Source organism: Nostoc sp. DSM 114161 (assembly GCF_052692665.1).
Genome location: NZ_CP195141.1, coordinates 4,510,788 through 4,527,925, shown reverse-complemented (window position 1 = coordinate 4,527,925; position 17,138 = coordinate 4,510,788). Strand labels below are relative to the sequence as shown.

Here is a 17,138-nt window from a genome sequence, read left to right as displayed (position 1 = left end):
CTTCCGGCGCTCTGAACTTTTCAAGACAGAGGCGCAGAGAAGAGAACGCAAAGAAAGACTTTTGCAAGAAGTCTAATCAAGGGATAATTCTTGTGGAGGGGGCATCCTGCCCGGCCGAAAATACAAGGGACGGGCTTTTTGCCCCATCCCACAAAACTAGTAAAATCATCCCGCAATGGGAGCAACGCCGGAATTTTTATTGCTTCTTGTGAGTGCAACTCATGGAGTCTCTTGCTGTTTTCCTGCCGAAGGCTGCCCTTTTTCAAGTTTTGCAAGTAAGTCTATTACTGAATTCTGAATTCTTCTTCAATTCGGTGGAATTTCTAAAGCTATTTCACCGAGTAATCCCTTGCGAAAATCTGTTAAAAGTTGCCTTGCAGCTCGTTCGACATCACCTTTGTAACGATGCTCTGCTAAGGCGTGCAAATATGCTTCTCCAGTTTCAGATATAGAATCGAGTTGGTAGCGGGACTCTAGCGGTTTTTTTGGTAACAAATCTGTAGCTACAGCTTCTAAATAGTTCAGTAAATCTACTAATGCTGCTGCTACTAGCTGATTATCGTAAGACGCTTCACCGATATCATCACAAATTGCTAATTTCAATGCTGAATCTTGGTCTTCTAACCTAGCAGGGATGACACCAGGAGCATCAAGCAATTCCAGATGTTCTGAAATTCGCACCCAGCGCAATTGGCGAGTTACCCCAGGACGGGCTGCACTTTCTACTACTCGCCGCCCTAACAGACGGTTAATCAAAGCTGATTTACCAACATTGGGAAAACCCATCACCACAGCCCGCACTGGACGGGGTAACATACCGCGATCGCTTCTTCTTTTATTCAACTCTAGCCCAGCAGCTTGGGCTGCCCGTGCCACTTCTGCTATACCTTTACCATGTTGAGCATTGGTAAAATAAGGGGTTTCTCCTTGACGTTTAAACCAATCTACCCACAGCGATCGCATTTGCGGCGTAATCATATCTACTCGGTTGAGTATCAACACCCGTGTCTTACCCTCCACCCATTCAGCTATTTGAGGATGGTGAGTCGCTAAAGGAATTCGGGCATCTCGTACCTCAAACACTACATCTACGCGTTTTAGCTGTTCTTTGAGATTCTTCTCAGCTTTGGCAATGTGACCTGGATACCATTGAATCAGGTTTAATTTATAGTTTTTAGTTATAGCCATAATTTTTTATTAACTATCAATTACTAATTATTTTCAATCAAAGGGAGTGGGAAGATTAGGGAGACAAAGGAGACAAGGGGAATAACTCCTAACTCAGCAGTCAACGCTCCTTTTCGCTTCATGTAAAATCAAACGATTCCCATCAGGGTCATAAGCATAAATTTCTCTGCCGTGAGAAGCAATAGAAATCTTTCCTGGTGGAGGATGGCCCAAAGCAGTTAAGTGAGCGATCGCATCTTCCAAGTTACTTACCTCTAAACATAAACTTATCTTACTTTTGCTGTAGACACAAAGCGGCGAGTCAAAAGACATCATTTCAAATTCCGATTCATTAGTGTCCTTTGGTTTAAAAATACCCAATCGCATACTAGGCAAATGAAACTCACCATAGACATTCGGAATCCAAGTAGCTGGCTTTTGCTTAAGCAATTTTGTATAGAAATTCACTAAATTTTCACAATTAACCGATGCTATGGTAACAAATGCATCAATACACATAAAAGTCATATTTATGTAATTTATCTAATACGTAAGTGGATATAATTTAAATCTCAAATTAAAATGAGTGAAATCACCTTTCTAAGTAGCTTTTAACTTCTAGTTTCAATATAACTGGCTTCTAATTATCACTCGTTGAACTTTTTGTGTACGCAGCATAGCCACTCAACTTTACAAGAACTTTATTGTAATACTAGGTGGAAATGATGGTACAGTACACGTATTACACGCATTAATTCTTTATGACGTATCGAAGCTAGTCTACTCAATGAATTGTTTTAGTTCTGAAGCTTGGACATGCTAAATCATAAAACCAGTATTTTCCTCATCGCAGTTGTCTGCATTATTGCCACAGGCTTAGCGATATATCTACTAGGCGGCATTAATCCAACACAAATTCAAGCTTGGCTCAAGTCTGCTGGCATCTGGGCACCAATTATCTATATTCTTGTGTATGTTGTAGCAACTGTAATGATTCTGCCCTCAACAGCACTTAATTTGACTGGTGGTGCAATTTTTGGCCCAGTACTAGGAACTATTTGGACTAGTTTAGCAGCGATTATTGCTGCAATTGTTTCTTTTACTTTTACCCGGACTATTGGACGCGAAGCAGTAGCCAAAAGATTAGCTGGAAAATGGCAAGCAATGGACGCTGAAGTGCGCCGTGCGGGATTATTTTATATGTTTGCTATTCGCCTAGTAGCAGTTATGCCCTATGGTTTAGTAAACTTCACTGCTGGGTTAACTTCGGTAAGCTTTAAAGATTATGTTATCGGTACAAGTCTGGGTACAGTTCCTGGAGTTCTACCTTTTGTATTGTTAGGCAGTTACGGTTTAAAAGCTTTTAGTACAGGAGATTTTTTGCCGGTGATATTAGCTCTGTCACTAACTGGAATGGTAGTAGCAGCAGCAACATGGTATCGCCGTCGGCGCACGTTTCCCTCAAAGGGTGTAGAGGCTGTGAAATCATCAAAAAATGACATACATCCTCAAGATAAATGAACATATTCTTCTCGTTAGATAAGAATTAATTTAATGTCTGTTTCTTTGAGCGTCAAGCGAATTATGAGGTTTTGTACATGCTTTTAAACAACGATAGTATAGACATTTCTGTAGTAGTTCCTATGTATAACGAGGAACCTAATATAGACTACCTGTTTGAGCGATTAATATCAGTACTAACTCGTTTAAACATGAAGTATGAAATTGTTTGTGTGAATGATGGTAGTAAAGATAATACCCTCAAATTATTGGTTGAACATCATTACCGTAACCCTGCAATTAAGGTAGTTAACTTGTCCCGTAACTTTGGCAAAGAAATTGCTCTGACAGCGGGTATTGATTATACAACTGGTGCAGCAGTAGTCCCAATTGACGCAGATCTGCAAGATCCACCTGAATTAATCGAACAATTAATTGCTAAATGGCATGAAGGCTATGATGTAGTTTATGCAACTCGGCGATCGCGTCAAGGAGAAACTTGGATTAAGCGTTTTACTGCTAGTGCCTTCTATCGAACCATAGGTAAGATGAGTCAAACTCCAATTCCCCCAAATACCGGGGATTTTCGTTTATTAGATAGACGTGTAGTCAACGCTCTCAAACAATTGCCAGAACGCAATCGTTTCATGAAGGGTTTGTTTGCTTGGGTAGGTTTTAAGCAGACTTCAATATTATACGATCGCCCTCAACGTTATCAAGGATATACTAAGTGGAATTATTGGAAACTGTGGAACTTTGCTATTGATGGAATAGCTGCATTCAGTTTAATTCCCTTAAAAGTTTGGAGCTACCTTGGTCTTAGCATATCGTTAATTTCATTTTCCTACGCCAGCTTTTTAGTAATTAGGACTTTAGTATTCGGTATTGATATTCCTGGTTATGCTTCTTTAATGGTAGCAGTACTTTTTTTAGGCGGAGTGCAACTGCTAAGCCTCGGTATGATAGGCGAATATCTCGGACGCGTCTACGATGAAGTAAAAGGACGTCCACTTTATTTAGTTCGAGATTGTTATGGCTTCATGTCTGAATCTATGAATGAAAAATCTCTTTCTTGTCGTCCATAAGCGAATTCATAGGATGTTCGATAAGTATCATTTCTAAAGTTAAAAAATCCTCTTTCAAATTTGAGGCCAAGAAATGAATATTCAAATGGCAAGATCCAATCGAGTTCGAGAAACTTATACTTTATTCCTACTTTTAATTGCTACTGTATTCATTACATTCCCTCTCTCACTATATGGAATGAACTGGTCAGATACAAGTCAAATATTTCATTTTGGTAATAGGATTTTGCATGGCGATTTTCCCTACAGAGATTTTGATTACCAAACTGGATTTATCGGTATTTTTATAGATGCTTTTTTTCAAAAAATCTTAGGAGAAAATTACCTAAGTAGCTTAGTTGCTAGGTTTTTGGTGAAGATTACCACCCTATTTTTCTTTTATTTATCTTGTAGGCAATTTACTTCAAGGCTCATCTCATTCTCTCTTTGTAGTGGATGGTTATTCATGCATCCCGTACTTTATCGAGGAGGAAATGATAACTATGTGACTTTGTTTTTATCGATTACTAGTTTTTTAATCATTCTTGGTCTGAATAACTTAACCAAAAAAGCTTCATTTATATATTTGACTACAGCCGGATTTTTTCTAGCTTTAGCGATCGCAGCACGCCAAAGTAACGGAACTATCTGTATAGTAGTTACGTTAGCAATTATTTTAGTCTATACTTTGAGAGATTTAAAAAAATATTTGCTGTCTCTTTTAGCTCCATTTTTAATCGGAATTTTTTTAGGATTAGGATTAATAGTAGGAGTTTTATTCTGGAATAACAGCTTATCACAAGCATTTTACCATCTTTTTATTGGAGCTTCGGAAAAAAAAGATATCAGCACTTTTTTCAGTTTAATCGATGCTTTATCGGGTGGAGCAATTTACCGTAATTCTTCTATAGCAGAAATTATTGTCTACCTAGTTTCCCCATTAGTTTTGTGTGTACTATTTCTCTTAATAATCGCAAACCCAGAAAAATTAATATTTAATCAAAATTTTAATTCCAATGCATTGACAGCAACACCAGTTCAGAGAACATCGAACTACGGAGGAGACAGAGGAACCAGAATCTTAAATAGGTATCGGCTAAATCCTACATTAGTACTTCTGATTTTGCTAATTGTAGGTGCATTCTTGGGAAATAGAATTTTAGGCGGGAACAATATACTTTCTTATGACATACCAAGAACATTTTTTAGTCTAGCTTTAGTAGCTAGTTGTATTTTTCCTGAGAAGAGTAAACAGTTTTTCGGATTGCCATATCCAATTTTTCCATTACTGATAGCTCTCGCGCTAGGAACAACTTGGGCTATGCAGATGTCCTGGCCTGGTAGAGCATATACAGATGACGATGTTTTAATTTTCTCAGCAACGCTGACTATAATGATGTCAACCAAAATTTCCACTAGCTGGAAAAAAGGATTAGCATTGGCATTTTTATTTATTACAGCCAGTTTATTTTCTGGATATGTGGTTCGCGACTCCATTGGTGTAGAAGCAAAGTATTACATTCCTGGTTTTTATCAAAATACTCGTTATCCCTTAGAACACCCTATGACAAAATTTGTGAAAGTAACAAAAGAGAAAGTACAAGCTTTTTCGATGCTACAACAAAATATTAAACCTGGGGACTCTTGTTTTATATATGGCTCGGCATCAGTTCTATATACTCTGCTAGATTGTAAAAATCCAACACGTATTGATATCACAAACTCAGATGCTCTGACTTTCAAGATTGCACGCGAGACAGTTTCTGTTTTAAAAGCCAATCCACCAAAGTGGATTGTTGATACAGGTAAAGGCGGTTTTTATATTCAAGATATTTATGATGGTTCGCCAAATTTTTATGGTGCTTTCAATCAATTAAATCCAAAAGAATTACATACAGGCTTACAAAGTTTGATAAATGATTATCAATTCGTAACTAGTGTGAAAGATAGATTTTCCAAAGGAGAAAAATTAGAAAACAGAGACCAAGATAAGGTATTTAGATTTCGGTTATATAAGCATTCAGCGAACAAGGCAGATTGACTATTAACTAATCCTTATCAGTCAAATTGATTATTAAAGTTTAATTGAATACATAATACATATTTGACTTGATGCTAAATTGAGATTTCAATATTTACAGGTTATTTAATTTAATATTTTCTATAACTTCTGCCACAAATTTTGAGAGTATAGTCAAGATGGCATATTTTGAAGACAATGCTAGTAATAGTGTTGAAATCAATGGGATTTCTTTTGAAACCCTAGTTTCAAAGCAAGTATTAACAGTTCCCAAAAAAAACTGTATAGGAAAATTGCGCTATATTTTGCAACTTTTATCACTATCAGAGGGAGAAATTTTTCCTATTGATTCTGTACAAGTTGGTATACGCATCACGAATAATACAGATAAGACTCTTCGATTTAAATTGGCTTCAGACTTGTTATATCCAGAAATTGTAGGTGAAGATGATGAAATATTAGTGGAAGGTGGCTGGTTTAGCTATACACAATCAGAAGAATATAGTTATCCTTCTTTGATACCAAAAGCAAATGTAACTTTTTTTATTGAAGCACAAACATTTTGGATTTGGGGTAATAGGTTAGGAGTTGGTATTTCCACAGGTTTTAATGGTGGCTGGATACTTAAACCTTTGAAGCCAGGAGTATATCAGTTTAGATTTATATATTACAACTCACAAACAGAAGTCAAAATTGACGAACTCTCAAGCCAAAATACGCAGCAACTAGAAGAAATTTGGACAGGTGAAGCAAAAACTCCATTTATAGAGTTGCTTATAGTTCAAAATTAAAGCAAGCTAAATTATAATTAGTACATTTTTCCAAGGTTTTGCCAGTCAAACTCTAAATTATGTACTCAAATTTTTATCTTAATTTTCTCAGAAATTTAAATTTAAAAACAACCAATTGAAAATTAAAATTCATATTTCACTTTATAGCCTTTATTCTTTCCAAGCCAGTGTAAACATTAAATCTTTCTCCGCGCAAGAATCCAATTAAGGTAATTCCAAATTCTTTGGCCACAGACACAGCCAAACTACTGGGAGCAGAAACAGAACAAACAATGGGAACTCCAGCAATTGCAGATTTTTGCAAAATCTCAAAACTAGAGCGCCCGCTGACTAAGATAATATGATTATTTAAAGGTAATTCGTCACTGAAAAATGCAGAACCAATTAATTTATCTAAAGCATTGTGGCGCCCAACATCTTCGCGCAGATTTAACAATTGTCCTTGAGCATCGAAGGTGGCCGCAGCATGTAGACCCCCTGTAGCGGTGAAGATACCTTGAGCAGCTCGCAGCCGATCTGGTAAGCTGTAGATAATTTCAGGTGTTACTGTTAGATCCGCAACGATCGCCGAACATCCCCGCAAATGCAAAGCCTCAAGGCTGGCTTTACCACATACCCCACAAGCACTACTAGTATAAAAATGACGCTCCAAGGGCTGTAAATCTGGAATTAACCCATGCCGCAGTTCTACATTTACAATGTTATATCGTTGCTCGCCATCTACTGATTCATCTACGCAATAACTAATACGTTGGATATCTTCCCTACGGTTAACAACTCCTTCAGCATAGAGAAAACCAGCAGCTAGTTCAAAATCTGCGCCTGGTGTTCGCATGGTAACAGCTACAGTTTTTTGGAAGGGAGCGAGGCGAATTTCTAAAGGTTCTTCGGTGGTAAGATGATCCAAACGCGATCGCACTTTACCATTTTCCACAACCCAAACTTGCCTTTTGGTTTTGCTACCAGCTTGTCTATTTTTAGATACCATCAACTTTTATAAATTTTCGGGATCTATATTTAATTCTCGCAGTTTTGCTGCTAAGCGATCGGCACGTTGTTTTTCTTGTTCGGCACGTTGTTTTTCTTGTTCGGCACGTTGTTTTTCTTGTTCGGCGTGTTCGGCTTCCCACTGTGCAATTTCTTCAGGTGTAGGCATTAACTGTCCTTCTGCATTGAAATAGCGTAATTGATTTTCATGAACGCCCAAATACAAACTTAGCTGCTGACTCCACAATAATCCTTGAGGGTTTGGTTCTATGGGCTGATAAGTACCACCAACTAAAATAAATCCAGCAAATTCTAAATTTTTCGGGTCAAACCAAAAGTATTCGGGAGTGCGGAAGATGTCTTGATAAATTTGTTTTTTTAGTCCTTTATCAACTGCTGCTGTAGAATCCGAAAGTATTTCTATAATAAAGTTGGGATATTTACCATCTTCTTGCCAAACCACCCAACTATCACGGGGCTTGCGTTCAGTATCCAACACCACGAAGAAATCTGGCCCTCGGAAGTCTTCTGATTTTCGTTGGCGTGGACTGTAATAAATGCTAATATTCCCTGCACAAAAGAAATTATTGAGGTCACGCCACCACCAATCAAGGCATTTGATTAGTAGCAACATTTGTTGCAAATGTAAGTATGTTTCCAATGGCGGTTCGTTACTTTCTATATTTCCTGAAGGAAATATTACATCTTTAGCTACAGACATGGCTGCAAGTTTTGGGGTGATATAAGTTTAGCGTAGCAGTAGAAGTTAGAGATGTTGTTAAAACCAGGAAATTTAGATTTTTTCAACCAGGCGATCGCATTATAATCAGGAACATCTTGAGGAAAATACTTATTTGGCATCAGCAACATTAGCCAAACAGAATTTCCTGCTATTTTTGTTTTGCGCTTGCACAAAGGAACGGACATTTTGCCCGTTCCTTGATTGAGCTTTGAACTTAGGGTTTTGTGCTTTAGGCAACTAAGCTTGAATTACAAAATCTGATACACTGAGAGTCGGCGCACCACTGAGAGTCGCAAATAGACCACCACTGCCAAAACCAGCCGCGCTACCATTTTGGTTATAGAATAACTGCCCAGTTACAGGATCGTAAACAATTTTTGCTGTGCTTGTTCCGGCACTAGAAGTGATTTTAAAATCATTAGTATTACTAAAACCTGTTCCCGCAGCGGAAGTAATAGCACTGAAGGTAGTCTTATCCAAGATAATCTTGTCACCTTCGGAGCGTTTGAAGTCAGTAATAATATCTTGACCAACAGCAGAACTCGCAAAGACAGCATTGGTGTTGTAAAGGAATCTGTCAGCACCCGCACCACCGACAAGGGTATCATTGCCTGCACCACCGATAAGAGTATCATTGCCAGTTCCACCTCTAAGCAGGTCGTTACCACTTAAGCCATCAATTTTGTCATTACCTCCTTGACCATTGATGACATCATTGGAGTTATCTAAACCTGTAAGATTGTTATTGAGGTCATTGAGGAAAGTCACTGTATTCTTGATGCCGATGGTGGTATCAACAGAATTGGCATCCAGAACATTAAAACTGTCACTGATAGTAGTTTGCCCATCAAACAGAATATTGCCAATGGCTGGTCTAGTTCCAGAAGCTTTCAAGTTATCTAGGTTTTCTAACTGAAAGTTTTGCAGAGTGACTTTGGTGTTAGCCACATTTTCAAAGGTGACTTCTAAGTTGTTACCATTTTTAGTCAACAGCAGATTTTGAGCAGTCAAGCCAGCCCCAATAAATTGCAGTGTGTCAACATTGGCAATTACCGTTGCTGATGGATTTGTACCTTTACCTACACCACCAAAATCGGTGATGATGTCATTGCCATCGCCTCGGCGAATAATAAATTTATCTTGACCGCCATTACCTGTGAGGGTATCGTTACCAGCTTTGCCATCGATGATGTTGTTGCCAGGTGTACCGATGAGAGTATCTGCACCAGCAGTTCCTGTGATGGGAGGTATGACTTTTAAGGTGGTAGTAGCAACTTTACTAGTATTGCTGTAGGCTTGACCGTCATCGACGACAAACTGAATAATGCGGGTAGTAGTGTTAGGAATTGCAGCAGTGTTGTTGTAAGTTACCGTCCGCAAAACTTTTTGGTAATTGGCTAGTGTATCTGTACCACTAAGGGTGAGGATGCCAGTGGTAGCATTGTAGCTAGCGCTGATGCTGGTGCCAGCGGTCTTAGCACTGAGACTTTCAGCTGTCCCATTTTGGCGATTAGTAATGGTGATGGTGGCTTGTTTGAGGGTGGAGGTGTTAGTGTCAGTAACGGTAAGCTTGGCAGTATCGACGACTGCAACAGGAATAGCGCTAAAGGTGGCGGCATAATTAATGCCTGCACCAGCACCGTTCAAGTCGAGAATGGGGGCAGCGTTGCCATAAACTACATAGCTTTGCCCTGCATAATCGCTGGTGTTGGGGTCGGGTCGGACACCAGATGCCCCAATAATCAGGTCATCAATACCATCATTGTTGATGTCCCCTGCTTTGCTGACTGATAAGAATGCTGTCGTAAAAGGAGCAATAGGGTCAATAACGAAGCCATTAGTACCATCCAGAGAGGAAAGATTGAGAGTGCCGCTACTACCCACATTTGTCGCTCCAAACACCACATAGCTTTTTCCTTGTGCCCCAATAATCAAGTCTTCAAAGCCATCACCATTGATATCTCCGGCATTGCTCACCGATGTGCCTAAAAAGCTACCTTCATTGCTGTTGATAGTAAAACCGTTAGTACCGTCGAGGGATGAGAGGTTGAAGCTGCCACTACTCCCCAGATTTGTCTTTCCAAATACCACATAGCTTTGCCCTGGAAAATTGGAGACATTTGAGGCCCCAATAATCAGGTCGTCAATACCATCACCGTTAATATCTCCCGCATTGCTGACTGAGGAGCCTGAATTATCACTAGGATTAACACCGTTAATCGCGAAGCCATCAATGCCATTAAGGGAGGAGAGGTCGATCTTGCCGCTACTGCCTACATTTGTCCCCCCAAACACCACATAGCTGCGTCCTAACCTGTTGTAAGGGTCAAAAGTCGAACTAACCGCACCAATAATCACGTCGTCAAAGCCATCGCCGTTAATGTCTCCTGCATTGCTCACCGAGGTGCCTGTGAAGTCAAATCCAGGAATACCATCAATTGCAAAGCCGTTAGTGCCATTGAGTTCAGAGAGGTTAAAGCTACCAGTACTACCCAGATTTGTCCCGCCAAAAACCACATAGCCTTGCCTTTTACGAGAGCTATCTGTAACGCCAGAAATACGTGCCCCAATAATCAAGTCCTCAATGCCATCCCCGTTGATGTCTCCTGCATTGCTGACTGAAAAGCCTGAATATTCAAAAGCCGCAACGCCATTAATGGCAAAGCCGTTAGTACCATCTAGGTCAGAAAGGTTGAGGCTACCGCCACTGCCCACATTCGGTTCGCCAAACACTACATAGCTTTGCCCTGTATAAGTAATACCATTGCCAGATCCATAAAATGCCCCAATAATCAAGTCTTCAAAGCCATCACCATTGATATCCCCTGCATTGCTGACCGATATGCCTGATAAATTAAATGTAGCGATACCGTTAATGACAAAGCCATTAGTGCCATTCAGAGAGGAAAGGTTGAGGCTACCACTACTAGCCGCATCCGTCCCGCCAAACACTACATAGCTTTGCCCTACAGCAAAGTTACCATTGGGGGAGGCGAAAGGTGCGCCAATAATTACGTCGTCAAAGCCATCACCGTTGATATCCCCTGCATTGCTGACTGATAAGGAACGAAAAGTAGAGTCCACAGCACTGCCATCAATCGTAAAGCCATTGTTGCCGTTGAGGTCAGAAAGATTGAAAACTGAATTTGCCATGATTTTCTCCTATGTTTTTTCTGATTGTGGGAAAAGTGAGTAGGGAGTGATGTAGTTGAACTGAACAATGCTCTCAAGTCGATGAAGTTTTATCTTCCCATCTGAAAATTTCGTGCTTGCCTTAATGGGATGACACCTATTTAAAGGCACTTGATATCGCTAGCACTTGCTATAGATAAACATTGATTTCTAGTTGTGTAGAATCGGCGATCGCTCCTACTACCCTTTAAAATTGGACTGCACACGATCGCTTGTAATTCGTAATTACAAAATTCAATTACGAATTATGTTGATATATTAATCGGCTTTAATTTCTGAACTTATTTGCTCCCAGCAGAGACAAGCGACTGCGGTCATTTGGTATGCAAATGTCGAGCAAGTACCGTTAGCGAGTAGAAAATAGGGGTATCTTTTGGAGTGGGGAATAAAGAATCAATATTTTGCGGTTGTACGCAATTTTTTTAATTAAATCGGCGTTAGATCGCAATCTTGATGTCTGATGTCATCAAACAATTTTACTTTGATAACTTCAAATCGTTTTGATAACTTGAGAAACACTTAGATAATCTGATGAAAATACAACCATTGTCAATAGACTAAATACAATTTTAATCAAGCTAGAGTTAATTTTATAACCTGCCAAATAAAGTTTTAGCGATCGCAACCTCAATGCATTAATTACAACAAGCGTCAAGTATCATGAGTGCGATCGCTATGAATTAAAAATTTAAATTTTTGCCAAGTAGGCGATCGCATTATAATCAGGAACACCTTCGAGCGATCGCTTACTTTTATCTAATAACACATTCCCTTCCGGCCAATGTACTTGTAAATTACCTGATTGAATGGGTGCAATGTAAACTTGCCCTGGTAACTCGCCTAACTCATTTTTCAGAATTACTCGATCCCCATCCTTTAAACCGAACTTTGCCGCATCAGCAGCATTCATTAACACTGCTTCTCGTACTGCCCCGGTAATTGCATCTCTGCGTTCTTGCACCATACTATTAAATTGTTTTCCTCGGCGGGTTGCTACGAAAAAACAGCCCTCTGGTAATTCTCGCTGGCGTGGTAATAAAACTCCAAAGTGTGCTTTACCATCGGCTGTGGGGAAGTTCCAGCCGAAACACAAATGCGAACCGCCATATTGAAACTGGTCGCCGGCTTGTTGTAAATGTTGAATACCAGCGTACTGTGGGACGACTTGAGCAATTTCTTGACGCATTGCAGATGTATCAGCAAAAACTAACTTGTCTGCCAAATCTGGCCTGACGCGCCTTGCTAATTCCAAAAACACTTCCCACTCTGGACGCGCCTCGCCAATGCGCGGCCCCGGAATTTCTGGACTGAAAATTACCCGGCGTTCGGTGTTAGTTTCTGTCACTCCCCCTGGTATTTCGTAGCGAGTTGTGGCAGGTAAAAGCACCACAGTATCAGCAGGTTCCACTAACATCTGGCTGGAGAGAACAATATCCATATGCACCCGCAGCGGTATTTGCTTGAGGGCACTTTCCACATAATCTGGTTCTGGCAGTACTTCTAGGAAATTTCCACCCACGGAAAACAGCACATCTAATTGTCCGTGATGTGCGGCATTAATCATTTCTGGAGCAATTAAACCTTTAGTTGCTGGCACCTCAAAGCCCCAAGACTGACTTAGTTGGGCAGCATTTTCTGGGGTAATGGGTTTTCCACCAGGAAATACGGTGGCGTAACACCCCATCTCTGCACCACCCTGCACTCCAGAGTGACCGCGAATTGGCATTAAACCGCAACCTTCCCGACCGACAAAACCTTTGGTAAGGGCTAAATTGATAATACTCCGCACATTATCTTCACCGCACTCATGCTGAGTAATGCCCATACTCCAAACAAATACTGCTTTGTTGGCTTCCCCGACCATTTTGGCAAAGGCGTACATTTCCTCGCGAGATGCGCCGGAAAGCCGTTCTAATTCTTCCCAAGATTGGTTTTCTAAAGATGCCTTTAGTTCTGCAAAGCCGACTGTATGTAAATTAATAAATGATTCGTCTACCCAGTTGTTGGCAATTAGATGTTTTATCGTGCCATTTAAAAATGCTATGTCGCCACCCATGTTAATTAAAAAGAAATCTTCGGCAAACTTAGTACCGAAAAGCGCACTTTCAACAATTGACGGCACCCAGTAACGCTCCATTCCTGGCTCGCGGTAGGTGTTAATTACTACAATTTTAGTGCCAGCTTTTTTTGCATAATGCAGATATTTAACGGTAACAGGCTGATTATTGGCAACATTCGAGCCAATGAATACTAACAAATCAGTACCAATCCAGTCTTTATAAGAACAAGTCGTAGCTGCTGCACCGAGAGCGGCTTTTAACCCTGCTGTGCTAGGAGAATGACAAATACGAGCAGCGTTATCTATATTATTGCTTCCCATTGCCCGCACAGCTTTTTGCGTAGCATAGTAAGTTTCGTTAACGGTGCCGCGACTGGTAACATAAAAGCTGAGGCGGTCTGGTGTAGTGGCGCGGATACGATTTGCAATTACCTCTAAAGCTTCATCCCAGTCCACACGGCGAAAGCCTTTTTCACCACGTTGACGCATCATCGGGTAAGGAAGTCTTCCCAAGTCGCGCAATTGGGCACTTTTTTGCTTTTGCAACTGCGAAACATCCTCTAGTAGCACCGATTCAAAAGCTGGCATCGTATTCATCCGCAACAACCGCAAGCGGACATTGCACAGATGAATGCCATCTAAAGTCCAATCTTTCATCCCGGTTGTTCCGAGAGCGCAACCATCGCAAACACCTTTATTTAGAATATTCCATGCATAGGGCAGTTGGTCGCGAGAAAGCCAAATTGCCCGAAATACTTCCCAGTAGTTATTCGGGTACTGTTCGCCGATGCCGAAAGGCTTCCAACTCGCCCAATTTGAAGGTGTCCAGTGTTTTTTGGGTTTGGGTAACATGATGTAATGTATGTGAGTTGCGGGATTCTCTTAGGCTATCGTTTTGATTAGGAAATGAGTAGCAGTGAGTTAGAAATCCTTCTATTTGCTGAATGTACCAAAATGAGAAAGTCAAAGCTGCTTTTGCTTGCGGAATATACCAAAATGAGAAAGTCAAAGCTGCTTTTGCTTGCGGAATATACCAAAATGAGAAAGTCAAAGCTGCTTTTGAGAAAGTCAAAGCTGTTTTTGCTTGCGGAATATACCGAAATGAGAAAGTCAAAGCTGCTTTTGAGAAAGTCAAAGCTGTTTTTGCTTGCGGAATATACCGAAATGAGAAAGTCAAAGCTGCTTTTGAGAAAGTCAAAGCTGTTTTTGCTTATTGAATTTAGTCAAAAGATAAAGTTCAGGCAAAGTTATTGAAAATATTGCTTATAAAATTTGATGCCCAAGTTGGATTTTATCCTTGAACACTAGCTACAAATACTTTTAAAGTATTTTTGATTTAAGGGATTAAAAGGTATAAATTTTTTACTGTAAAACGAGAATAATAAAGGCGATCGCCCTCTGCCAAGAGTCTGCGATCGCCTTTCTGTCAAATTTCAATCAATCTTCTGAAAAATTATGCCCTAACAGATGTTGGTGTTGTTTTTGATACCCCCAACAAACTGAAAATTGTTGCAATCACGTCTGGGTGTCTTAAAATTGCGTTATGGCTTAAATCAATCCCTTTTTCTACTAATTCTGGAGCTTCAGGCTCTTGAGGCTTAGCAAATGGATATGGAGTTATTGTTTGGTTTTGTACATCTGGATTTGGCTGCCATGTCCTAAAGTATGCCAAGCTTCCGTATGCAACGACTCCATCTCCTGAATTCGTGGTTCCATCATCTGATATCAGTTGTTGTGTTCTATCCGCTTTTTCCAATCTTACTCCCCCTATTACAACGAAGTTTCCGTCCTCCACAGGTTCTTCGAGCGTACCCAAGTAACTCGCTACTTTTAGTTCTTCTCCTTCTTGATAGTAGTATGCTCCTACTGGTGAATTAAAACCAGTTGAATAAATGACATCGATGTTCTTGACGGGTGGGCTTGTTACCACTTTACTCCCGAATTCTCCTTCACTGAAATTCGGATCTTGTTCATAATAATCCTTGATATATTTCAGCGTCGTACTTTCGGCTCCTCCAAGTTGTAATATATTTTCGGTTGTTTCCGCTCTAAAGTCACCGGGAGCGATTGTTTGTGATTCACCAACACCTTCATTTCTAATAAACGAAAAATCTGTTGTGTTGAAATACTGGTACTGCGCTTTTGTTAATGGCAATAGCGAAGGAATGCTTGAAAAGGATTGTAATACCTTTTTGATGCCCGATAAACTTGCTCCTCCTATATTAAATCCATCATCTGTTGACAGCAGACGAATTGCTAGTGGCGCACCTATCCACGGTGGGCTAACTGCTATGTATCGCTCTATATGTTTATCTATCCAGGCTTGTCCTGCGGAAGGATCGTTTTTAATCCACTCCAAGAAATATTGCGTCATCCTATTTCCCATACTATGGGCTATTATGACCACAGGCGTAGCTGGTTTAAGTGGAATTATACTGGGTTTGTATAATTTCTCTATAGTACTCTTGAGATTAGAGAAATATTGATATCGCTGTTCCAAACCTGTTGGGGCTATTCGCCAATCATAAGGAAGGGCTACCACATTTGCGGGCAACAAAGCTGGGTCGCCTCGGTACTCATCAGTTTCTAATAACGCAGTTATTAATTCTGAAAAGTAATTCACTCTTAACAAAGTTGCGTACAATTGTTGGTACTCTTCTCGCTTCTCTTTAGAAATCAGTGGGCTACTCCCTAGACCTTTTAGAAGATCTAGCTCATCTTGAGAAGCAGCTAAATTTCTAATCCCATTTACTCCATCTACAAATCGATTAAATTGAATTTTTGGGTCATCTTCTGTTAGCGGCGGATTTGGCTCTGTTTCTACTTCTGGGGTTATGCCATTATCCTTCAATTTCAGGTTCTTTTTCCAATTAGCTACAACAGGATCTTCGGTAGGTTGATCTGTTTTGATAGCATATACTGGTGCATTAAGTCCGACTATATTCGATGGCGGATATTCTACATCTGTTTGTTCATCTACTTTCTCACTTTTTTGACCTTTTGGTGGTGCCATATCTTGACCCACCCAAAGTTTACCGCCAGTCACACCTTCTTCTGATTCTTTTTTATTATATGTTTTTAGCCTCGATCCTACGAGTCCTGGAATCAATACTACGGGATGGGTAACCATTTGTTTTTTTCCTTTCTTACTTGAATTTACAAAGATTGGACTTGAAAACCGATATGGTTCTTTTTGCTGTTGAACATGAATGCTATTTGATATTTGATGTAGAGGTCTTTGAATTTTTTTATTAACCAAGTATGCCGAACTAATATCATATCGGGTTGAAAACTTATCATTAGCAATAACGCACAGATGCAAATATGCAAAGATGCGTAGAGATTTGAATAATAAGTAATTACCTCAACTAGATAGGACAATAGCTACATAACACATCAGTAACAAACATTTAGGCATCAATTAAACAGCCAATAAACTAAATGCTATATAAACACCGTTGATTAACTTGATAAAAGCATTATTTAAAATAAATTGCAAGCAGGTGAAGATTCAAAAAATTCCTCAAGTTTGAGAACTTAAATCACAACAACCGTACAATAAAGTTAAATTTTTTACTTATTTATATGTATATGCACTGTATTATGTTTCTAATCT

General features: G+C 39.9%; 13 protein-coding genes. 5 read left to right on the top strand and 8 right to left on the bottom strand.

What is annotated here, in order from left to right; translation table 11 throughout:
- Positions 1-306: 306 nt before the first annotated feature.
- The gene (gene ylqF, locus NSTC745_RS19590) at positions 307-1,188 is read right to left on the bottom strand and encodes a ribosome biogenesis GTPase YlqF (RefSeq protein WP_445632419.1); all 882 of its coding nucleotides are present in this window, start codon (positions 1,186-1,188) and stop codon (positions 307-309) included.
- A gap of 93 nt (positions 1,189-1,281) precedes the next feature.
- Complete coding sequence (locus NSTC745_RS19585; RefSeq protein WP_445632418.1) at positions 1,282-1,695, bottom strand: VOC family protein; 414 nt, start codon at positions 1,693-1,695, stop codon at positions 1,282-1,284.
- Positions 1,696-1,983: 288 nt separating this feature from the next.
- Between NSTC745_RS19585 and NSTC745_RS19580 the strand changes: the two genes are divergently transcribed.
- The 4 genes from NSTC745_RS19580 to NSTC745_RS19565 all read left to right on the top strand — a co-directional run bounded on the left by NSTC745_RS19580 (position 1,984) and on the right by NSTC745_RS19565 (position 6,542).
- Positions 1,984-2,688 (top strand): TVP38/TMEM64 family protein, encoded by a 705-nt coding sequence (locus NSTC745_RS19580; protein WP_445632417.1) that lies wholly within the window; start codon positions 1,984-1,986, stop codon positions 2,686-2,688.
- Positions 2,689-2,765: 77 nt separating this feature from the next.
- Complete coding sequence (locus NSTC745_RS19575) at positions 2,766-3,752, top strand: glycosyltransferase family 2 protein (protein WP_445632416.1); 987 nt, start codon at positions 2,766-2,768, stop codon at positions 3,750-3,752.
- Positions 3,753-3,825: 73 nt separating this feature from the next.
- Entirely contained in the window at positions 3,826-5,772 is a 1,947-nt protein-coding gene (locus NSTC745_RS19570) for a hypothetical protein (protein ID WP_445632415.1), read from the top strand.
- A gap of 158 nt (positions 5,773-5,930) precedes the next feature.
- Positions 5,931-6,542: a hypothetical protein gene (locus NSTC745_RS19565; protein ID WP_445632414.1), complete on the top strand. Its 612-nt coding sequence runs from the start codon at positions 5,931-5,933 to the stop codon at positions 6,540-6,542.
- A 136-nt stretch (positions 6,543-6,678) separates the two neighbouring features.
- On the opposite strand, the gene fdhD is transcribed toward NSTC745_RS19565, so the two are convergent.
- The 5 genes from fdhD to NSTC745_RS19540 all read right to left on the bottom strand — a co-directional run bounded on the left by fdhD (position 6,679) and on the right by NSTC745_RS19540 (position 14,374).
- Positions 6,679-7,530, bottom strand: coding sequence for a formate dehydrogenase accessory sulfurtransferase FdhD (gene fdhD / locus NSTC745_RS19560; RefSeq protein ID WP_445632413.1), 852 nt, complete (start codon positions 7,528-7,530; stop codon positions 6,679-6,681).
- A 6-nt stretch (positions 7,531-7,536) separates the two neighbouring features.
- Positions 7,537-8,250 carry a Uma2 family endonuclease gene (locus NSTC745_RS19555; protein ID WP_445632412.1) on the bottom strand — a complete coding sequence of 238 codons (714 nt, stop codon included), beginning with the start codon at positions 8,248-8,250 and terminating at the stop codon, positions 7,537-7,539.
- Positions 8,241-8,456, bottom strand: a complete 216-nt coding sequence (locus tag NSTC745_RS19550; protein WP_445632411.1) for a hypothetical protein — start codon at positions 8,454-8,456, stop codon at positions 8,241-8,243. Before NSTC745_RS19550 ends, NSTC745_RS19555 begins: the two co-directional genes overlap by 10 nt.
- A gap of 52 nt (positions 8,457-8,508) precedes the next feature.
- On the bottom strand, positions 8,509-11,424 hold the full coding sequence (locus tag NSTC745_RS19545) for a beta strand repeat-containing protein (protein WP_445632410.1): 2,916 nt from the start codon (positions 11,422-11,424) through the stop codon (positions 8,509-8,511).
- A gap of 727 nt (positions 11,425-12,151) precedes the next feature.
- Complete coding sequence (locus NSTC745_RS19540) at positions 12,152-14,374, bottom strand: FdhF/YdeP family oxidoreductase (RefSeq protein WP_445632409.1); 2,223 nt, start codon at positions 14,372-14,374, stop codon at positions 12,152-12,154.
- Between the two features lie 92 nt (positions 14,375-14,466).
- Here NSTC745_RS19540 and NSTC745_RS19535 point away from each other — a divergent pair, with 92 nt between their 5' ends.
- Positions 14,467-14,739, top strand: coding sequence for a hypothetical protein (locus tag NSTC745_RS19535; RefSeq protein ID WP_445632408.1), 273 nt, complete (start codon positions 14,467-14,469; stop codon positions 14,737-14,739).
- A gap of 236 nt (positions 14,740-14,975) precedes the next feature.
- On the opposite strand, the gene NSTC745_RS19530 is transcribed toward NSTC745_RS19535, so the two are convergent.
- Complete coding sequence (locus NSTC745_RS19530; protein WP_445632407.1) at positions 14,976-16,652, bottom strand: lipase/acyltransferase domain-containing protein; 1,677 nt, start codon at positions 16,650-16,652, stop codon at positions 14,976-14,978.
- Positions 16,653-17,138 lie beyond the last annotated feature (486 nt).

Excerpts from the sequence above, each read along its gene's own strand:
- ylqF (WP_445632419.1), bottom strand. The coding sequence starts at position 1,188 with ATGGCTATAACTAAAAACTATAAATTAAACCTGATTCAATGGTATCCA.
- NSTC745_RS19585 (WP_445632418.1), bottom strand. The coding sequence starts at position 1,695 with ATGACTTTTATGTGTATTGATGCATTTGTTACCATAGCATCGGTTAAT.
- NSTC745_RS19580 (WP_445632417.1), top strand. The coding sequence starts at position 1,984 with ATGCTAAATCATAAAACCAGTATTTTCCTCATCGCAGTTGTCTGCATT.
- NSTC745_RS19575 (WP_445632416.1), top strand. The coding sequence starts at position 2,766 with ATGCTTTTAAACAACGATAGTATAGACATTTCTGTAGTAGTTCCTATG.
- NSTC745_RS19570 (WP_445632415.1), top strand. The coding sequence starts at position 3,826 with ATGAATATTCAAATGGCAAGATCCAATCGAGTTCGAGAAACTTATACT.
- NSTC745_RS19565 (WP_445632414.1), top strand. The coding sequence starts at position 5,931 with ATGGCATATTTTGAAGACAATGCTAGTAATAGTGTTGAAATCAATGGG.
- fdhD (WP_445632413.1), bottom strand. The coding sequence starts at position 7,530 with ATGGTATCTAAAAATAGACAAGCTGGTAGCAAAACCAAAAGGCAAGTT.
- NSTC745_RS19555 (WP_445632412.1), bottom strand. The coding sequence starts at position 8,250 with ATGTCTGTAGCTAAAGATGTAATATTTCCTTCAGGAAATATAGAAAGT.
- NSTC745_RS19550 (WP_445632411.1), bottom strand. The coding sequence starts at position 8,456 with ATGTCCGTTCCTTTGTGCAAGCGCAAAACAAAAATAGCAGGAAATTCT.
- NSTC745_RS19545 (WP_445632410.1), bottom strand. The coding sequence starts at position 11,424 with ATGGCAAATTCAGTTTTCAATCTTTCTGACCTCAACGGCAACAATGGC.
- NSTC745_RS19540 (WP_445632409.1), bottom strand. The coding sequence starts at position 14,374 with ATGTTACCCAAACCCAAAAAACACTGGACACCTTCAAATTGGGCGAGT.
- NSTC745_RS19535 (WP_445632408.1), top strand. The coding sequence starts at position 14,467 with ATGTACCAAAATGAGAAAGTCAAAGCTGCTTTTGCTTGCGGAATATAC.
- NSTC745_RS19530 (WP_445632407.1), bottom strand. The coding sequence starts at position 16,652 with ATGGTTACCCATCCCGTAGTATTGATTCCAGGACTCGTAGGATCGAGG.